At 61.1% G+C, this 6083-nt stretch carries 7 protein-coding genes, 1 tRNA gene and 1 pseudogene; all 9 read left to right on the forward strand.

Features of this window, described 5'->3' with window-relative positions; translation table 11 throughout:
• A pseudogene (locus EPN31_RS15575) lies at positions 1–118 on the forward strand (elongation factor Tu); the annotation flags it as partial.
• 81 nt (positions 119–199) lie between these two features.
• Positions 200–275: transfer RNA gene (locus EPN31_RS15580), tRNA-Trp, on the forward strand.
• A gap of 41 nt (positions 276–316) precedes the next feature.
• Entirely contained in the window at positions 317–697 is a 381-nt protein-coding gene (gene secE / locus EPN31_RS15585; RefSeq protein WP_291775343.1) for a preprotein translocase subunit SecE, read from the forward strand.
• A 14-nt stretch (positions 698–711) separates the two neighbouring features.
• Positions 712–1245: a transcription termination/antitermination protein NusG gene (nusG, locus tag EPN31_RS15590; RefSeq protein WP_291775346.1), complete on the forward strand. Its 534-nt coding sequence runs from the start codon at positions 712–714 to the stop codon at positions 1243–1245.
• Between the two features lie 134 nt (positions 1246–1379).
• Entirely contained in the window at positions 1380–1814 is a 435-nt protein-coding gene (gene rplK / locus EPN31_RS15595; protein WP_291775349.1) for a 50S ribosomal protein L11, read from the forward strand.
• Positions 1814–2509: a 50S ribosomal protein L1 gene (gene rplA, locus EPN31_RS15600; RefSeq protein ID WP_291775352.1), complete on the forward strand. Its 696-nt coding sequence runs from the start codon at positions 1814–1816 to the stop codon at positions 2507–2509. The genes rplK and rplA overlap by 1 nt, the downstream gene beginning before the upstream one ends.
• A 227-nt stretch (positions 2510–2736) precedes the next feature.
• Positions 2737–3261, forward strand: coding sequence for a 50S ribosomal protein L10 (gene rplJ / locus EPN31_RS15605; RefSeq protein ID WP_291775355.1), 525 nt, complete (start codon positions 2737–2739; stop codon positions 3259–3261).
• Positions 3262–3337: 76 nt separating this feature from the next.
• On the forward strand, positions 3338–3715 hold the full coding sequence (gene rplL / locus EPN31_RS15610) for a 50S ribosomal protein L7/L12 (protein WP_291775358.1): 378 nt from the start codon (positions 3338–3340) through the stop codon (positions 3713–3715).
• A 185-nt stretch (positions 3716–3900) separates the two neighbouring features.
• The coding region (gene rpoB / locus EPN31_RS15615) for a DNA-directed RNA polymerase subunit beta (RefSeq protein WP_291775361.1) at positions 3901–6083 on the forward strand (2183 nt) is incomplete at its 3' end.

Raw genomic sequence — 6083 nt, forward strand, 5'->3', positions numbered from 1 at the left:
CGTGACGATGACGGTGCAGCTGATTGCGCCGATCGCCATGGAGGAAGGCCTGCGCTTTGCCATCCGCGAGGGTGGTCACACCGTGGGTGCCGGCGTCGTCGCCAAAATCATCAAGTAATTTTGATGTACAATGGTGGGCTGACCGCCCGCCATTGTTTGCTTTCAGTGGTGCGTCAGTGCAGTACTGTTTGCAGGTTTTAGGGGTATAGCTCAATTGGCAGAGCGTCGGTCTCCAAAACCGAAGGTTGAGGGTTCGATTCCTTCTGCCCCTGCCACTGACATCATCACCGCGTCACGCGGTGTCAATCGCCGATATATGTCACACCAGAACGTAGAAACAGTCAATCGCGGTACCGACCGCATCAAGCTCGGTCTGGCCGTGCTGGTCGTGGCCGCCGGGATCGTGGCGTACTCGGTGCTGGTCGACCAGTCCATTTATGTGCGCGTTGGCGCCTTTGTTGCTGGGCTGATCATTGCTGCCGTCATCGTCTGGTTCAGCGATACCGGCCGCCGCACGGTCGCCTTTGGACGCGAATCGTACAACGAAACGCGCCGGGTAGTCTGGCCGACCCGCAAGGAGACCACCCAGATGACCGGCATCGTGGTCGCGTTCGTGGTCGCCATGGGTGCGTTGCTCTGGGTGGCCGACAAGCTCCTCGAGTGGGTGATTTACGGCCTGCTGCTGGGCTGGAACTAAGGAACATAAACCGCATGAGCAAACGCTGGTACGTCGTCCATGTCTATTCGGGCATGGAAAAAAGCGTCCATAAGGCCCTGGCTGAGCGCATCGAGCGTGCCGGGCTTCAAGACGCTTTCGGCCGCATTCTCGTGCCTTCCGAAGAAGTCGTCGAGATCAAGGACGGCCGCAAGTCCATTTCCGAGCGCCGGATCTTCCCGGGCTACGTGCTGGTCGAGATGGATCTGACCGACGAGACCTGGCACCTGGTCAAGAGCACCAACCGCGTGACGGGCTTCCTGGGCGGTTCGGGCAACCGGCCGGCGCCGATCTCCGAGCGCGAGGTCGAAAAGATTCTGTCGCAGATGGAAGAGGGCGTCGAAAAGCCGCGTCCCAAGGTCCTGTTCGAGGTCGGCGAAACCGTCCGCGTCAAGGAAGGTCCGTTTGCCGACTTCAACGGCAATGTCGAAGAAGTCAACTACGAAAAGAGCAAGGTCCGCGTGTCGGTCACGATTTTCGGTCGTGCTACACCGGTGGAACTGGATTTCAGTCAGGTCGAGAAGGTCTGATTTTTTACCGCCAGGCTGTACTACGGTAGAGCGTCCCCACCAGGAGCCGTAAGCCGAACACAGCATGGGGGCGTTATCAACCCGGGGAGCCCGTCACGGTTGTGGCGGGCGCGATTACCCGACAGGAGCATTGCATGGCGAAGAAAATCGTCGGCTTCATCAAGCTGCAAGTGCCAGCTGGTAAGGCCAATCCGTCCCCCCCAATTGGTCCCGCACTGGGCCAGCGGGGATTGAACATCATGGAATTCTGCAAGGCGTTCAACGCCAAGACGCAGGGCATCGAGCCCGGTCTGCCGATTCCGGTGGTGATCACTGCGTTTGCCGACAAGAGCTTCACGTTCATCATGAAGACTCCGCCGGCCACGATTCTGATCAAGAAGGCCGCGAGCGTGCAGAAGGGTTCCTCGAACCCCAATTCCACGAAGGTCGGCACGCTGACGCGCGCCCAGGCCGAAGAGATCGCCAAGACCAAACAGCCTGACCTGACGGCTGCCGACATGGACGCCGCCGTGCGGACCATCGCCGGCAGCGCGCGCAGCATGGGCATCGACGTCGAAGGAGTGGTGTGATGGCCAAGCTCAGCAAGCGCGTCGCGGCCATTGCCGCCAAGATCGACCGCACCAAGCTCTATCCGGTGACCGAGGCTCTGGCCTTGATCAAGGAAACCGCCACGGCCAAGTTCGATGAATCCATCGACGTGGCGGTGCAGCTGGGTATCGACCCCAAGAAGTCCGACCAACTGGTGCGCGGCTCTGTCGTGCTGCCGGCAGGTACCGGCAAGACCGTCCGCGTGGCCGTGTTCGCCCAGGGCGACAAGGCCGACGCCGCACGTGAAGCCGGCGCTGACATCGTCGGCATGGACGACCTGGCCGCCACGATCAAGGGTGGCACCATCGACTTCGACGTGGTCATCGCCTCGCCCGACACCATGCGTGTCGTGGGTCAACTCGGCCAGATTCTCGGCCCGCGTGGGCTGATGCCGAACCCCAAGGTCGGCACGGTGACGCCGGACGTCGCCACGGCGGTCAAGAACGCCAAGGCCGGCCAAGTGCAGTACCGCACCGACAAGGCTGGCATCGTGGCTTGCACGATCGGCCGTGCGTCCTTTGATGTCGACAAGCTTCAGGCCAATCTGAGCGCTTTGATTGATGCCCTGAACAAGGCTCGTCCGACGGCGATGAAGGGCATTTATCTTCGGAAGGTCGCGGTGTCCTCCACAATGGGTGGTGGTGCCCGCGTCGAGGTCGCATCGCTGGCTGCGTAAGGCCGGCAAAAGAACTTTGGGCTGTGGGCGGTCTCGTATCGCCCGCCGCTGTCAAAGACCGCTGGAGCCTTGGTCCTCATCCTGGGACAGGGGCTTAATCCCGGGCCGTATTGCCGGATCCAGCGTAGACGGCGCCCAGGAAGAATTCATTCATGAACTCGACCAGGTGCGCCGCATTCGGTTGACGTCGGGGACCTCCCCGGTGTCGTTAGATGGAGTGTTCAACCATGAGTCTCAATCGCCAAGAAAAGGCGGTGTTCATCGAGGAAATCTCGGCCGAAGTCGGCCGTGCCCAATCGATTGCCATCGCTGAGTACCGTGGTCTGGACGTCGCCTCCGTAACCGTATTGCGCAAAACTGCGCGTGAATCGGGCGTGTATCTGCGCGTGTTGAAAAACACGCTGGTGCGTCGCGCGCTGGCCGGCACCCCCTTCGAGGGATTGTCTGCCCAGCTCACCGGTCCGTTGATCTATGGGATCAGCACTGACCCGGTGGCGGCTGCCAAGCTGCTGTCCGATTTCGCAAAGACCAATGACAAGCTAGTCATCACAGGCGGGGCCTTGCCCAATAGCCTGCTGAGTCCTGAAGGTGTGAAGGCCCTGGCCTCCATGCCCTCTCGCGAGGAATTGCTCTCGAAGCTGCTGGGCACCATGCAGGCGCCCATCGCTCAGTTTGTACGTACGCTCAACGAAGTGCCCACGAAGTTCGTGCGCGGCCTGGCGGCCGTACGCGACCAGAAGCAGGCCGCTTGATTCGACCTGCTCTGTCGTGGTGCTGTTACCAGCGACAACCAAACCTGGCTCATACAATTATCTGGAGTTCTAAGAAATGACAACCAAAGCTGAAATCCTGGACGCCATTGCCGCCATGAGCGTGCTCGACCTGTCCGAGCTGATCAAGGAAATGGAAGAAAAATTCGGTGTGTCCGCTGCTGCGGCCGCCGTCGCCGTGGCAGCTGCCCCGGCTGCGGGCGGTGCGGCTGTTGCCGAAGAGCAAACCGAATTCACGGTCGTACTGGCCGAAATCGGTGCCAACAAGGTCAGCGTCATCAAGGCCGTGCGCGAAATCACCGGTCTGGGTCTGAAAGAAGCCAAAGACTTGGTCGATGGCGCCCCGAAGCCCGTGAAGGAAGGCGTGGACAAGGCGACTGCCGAAGACGCCAAGAAGAAGCTGGAAGAAGCCGGCGCCAAGGTCGAATTGAAGTAAGACCTCGTCCGCCGCGCCCGGGAAGCCGAAAAGCCTTCCCGGGCTTTTGCGTTTCCAGAAAACCTGTCTCGCCGCCGCTGCGCGGATCGCTAAAAGAGACATGTTTTCCGGAGTCGTAAGGAAGCTTTGCTTCCACACCCCAGGCCGTGGTAGACGGCCTCAGCAACCCTCGAGTCGGAGTGCTCATGCCTTATTCGTACACCGAAAAGAAGCGCATACGCAAGAGCTTCGCCAAGCGTGAGGACGTCCAGCGCGTCCCCTATCTGCTGGCCACGCAACTGCATTCGTTCAAGACCTTCCTTCAGTCAGATGTGCCGCCCGCAAAGCGCAAAGATGAAGGTCTGCAAGCTGCCTTCAATTCGATATTTCCAATCGCCAGCCACAACGGGATGGCGCGCTTGGAGTTTGTCAGCTACATGCTGGGCACCCCCGTATTCGATGTCAAGGAATGTCAGCTTCGCGGCCTGACCTATGCCTCGCCGCTGCGTGCAAAGGTGCGCCTGGTGCTGATGGACCGCGAGGTCAGCAAGCCCACCGTGAAGGAAGTCAAGGAACAGGAAGTCTACATGGGCGAAATCCCGCTCATGACGGACACCGGTTCCTTCGTCATCAACGGGACTGAGCGCGTCATCGTGTCTCAGCTCCACCGCTCGCCCGGCGTGTTCTTCGAGCATGACCGCGGCAAGACCCACAGTTCGGGCAAGCTGCTGTTCTCTGCGCGCGTGATTCCTTACCGCGGTTCCTGGCTGGACTTCGAGTTCGACCCCAAGGACGTGCTGTTCTTCCGTATTGACCGCCGTCGCAAGATGCCGGTCACGATCCTGCTGAAGTCCATCGGCATGACGCCCGAGGCGATTCTGGCCTATTTCTCCAGCTTCGACCACATCGAGCTGCACAAGGAAGGCGGTTCGCTGGAGTTCGTGCCGGAGCGCTGGAAGGGCGAAGTCGCGCGGTTCGACATCAGCGACAAGAAGGGCAATGTCATCGTCGAAAAGGACAAGCGCATCAATGCCAAGCATTTGCGCGACCTGACGGCGGCGGGCGTGGATCATATTTCCGTACCGGAAGACGTATTGCTGGGCCGCGTGCTGGCGAAAAACGTCATCAATGCGGACACAGGCGAAGTGCTCGCCAGCGCGAACGACGAGATCACGGAATCCACGCTGGCCGGCTTCCGTGCCGCAGGCATCCGCTCGATCGAAACGCTGTACATCAACGAGCTGAACGAAGGCGCCTACATTTCGCAGACCTTGCGCACGGACGAAACGGCCGACCAGATGGCGGCGCGGATCGCCATCTACCGCATGATGCGTCCGGGCGAACCGCCCACCGAAGAGGCCGTCGAGGCGCTCTTCCAGCGCCTGTTCTATTCCGAGGAAACCTACGATCTGTCGCGCGTGGGCCGCATGAAGGTCAACAGCCGGCTGGGTCGCAGCGAAGGTAACGAGGGTCCGCTGACGCTGACCAACGACGACATCCTGGATACGATCCGCATCCTGGTCGAGCTGCGCAACGGCCGTGGCCAGATCGACGATATCGACCACCTGGGCAATCGTCGCGTGCGTTGCGTGGGCGAGCTGGCGGAGAACCAGTTCCGCGCCGGCCTGGTGCGCGTCGAGCGTGCCGTGAAAGAACGGCTCGGTCAGGCGGAAACTGAAAACCTGATGCCGCACGACTTGATCAATTCCAAGCCGATCTCTGCCGCGATCAAGGAGTTCTTCGGATCCAGCCAGCTGTCCCAGTTCATGGATCAGACCAACCCGCTGTCGGAGATCACCCACAAGCGCCGCGTCTCGGCACTTGGACCGGGCGGCCTGACGCGCGAGCGCGCGGGCTTCGAAGTGCGCGACGTGCACCCCACGCACTATGGCCGCGTCTGCCCGATCGAAACGCCGGAAGGCCCGAACATCGGCCTGATCAACTCGCTGGCGCTGTATGCGCGCCTGAACGACTACGGCTTCCTTGAGACGCCGTACCGTAAAATCGTCGATGGCAAGGTGTCCGACCAGATCGAATACCTCTCCGCCATCGAGGAAAGCAAGTACGTGATCGCGCAGGCCAATGCGCACCTTGACGAGGAAGGCCGCTTCATCGACGACCTCGTGGCCTGCCGCGAAGCCGGCGAAACCATGCTGACGGCTCCCGCCAATGTTCACTACATGGACGTGGCGCCCGCGCAGATCGTGTCGGTGGCCGCCTCGCTGATCCCGTTCCTGGAACACGACGACGCAAACCGGGCTCTGATGGGCGCCAACATGCAACGTCAGGCAGTGCCTTGCCTGCGGCCGCAGAAACCGCTGGTCGGCACCGGGATCGAACGCACGGTGGCCGTGGACTCGGGGACGACGGTGCAGGCCAAGCGTGGCGG

The sequence above is a fragment of the Castellaniella sp. genome (assembly GCF_004321985.1).
Lineage (GTDB): Bacteria > Pseudomonadota > Gammaproteobacteria > Burkholderiales > Burkholderiaceae_B > Castellaniella.

Bases quoted from the DNA above. Each gene is read 5' to 3' on its own strand.
- rplK (WP_291775349.1), top strand. From the start codon at position 1,380: ATGGCGAAGAAAATCGTCGGCTTCATCAAGCTGCAAGTGCCAGCTGGT.
- nusG (WP_291775346.1), top strand. From the start codon at position 712: ATGAGCAAACGCTGGTACGTCGTCCATGTCTATTCGGGCATGGAAAAA.
- rplJ (WP_291775355.1), top strand. From the start codon at position 2,737: ATGAGTCTCAATCGCCAAGAAAAGGCGGTGTTCATCGAGGAAATCTCG.
- rplA (WP_291775352.1), top strand. From the start codon at position 1,814: ATGGCCAAGCTCAGCAAGCGCGTCGCGGCCATTGCCGCCAAGATCGAC.
- secE (WP_291775343.1), top strand. From the start codon at position 317: ATGTCACACCAGAACGTAGAAACAGTCAATCGCGGTACCGACCGCATC.
- rplL (WP_291775358.1), top strand. From the start codon at position 3,338: ATGACAACCAAAGCTGAAATCCTGGACGCCATTGCCGCCATGAGCGTG.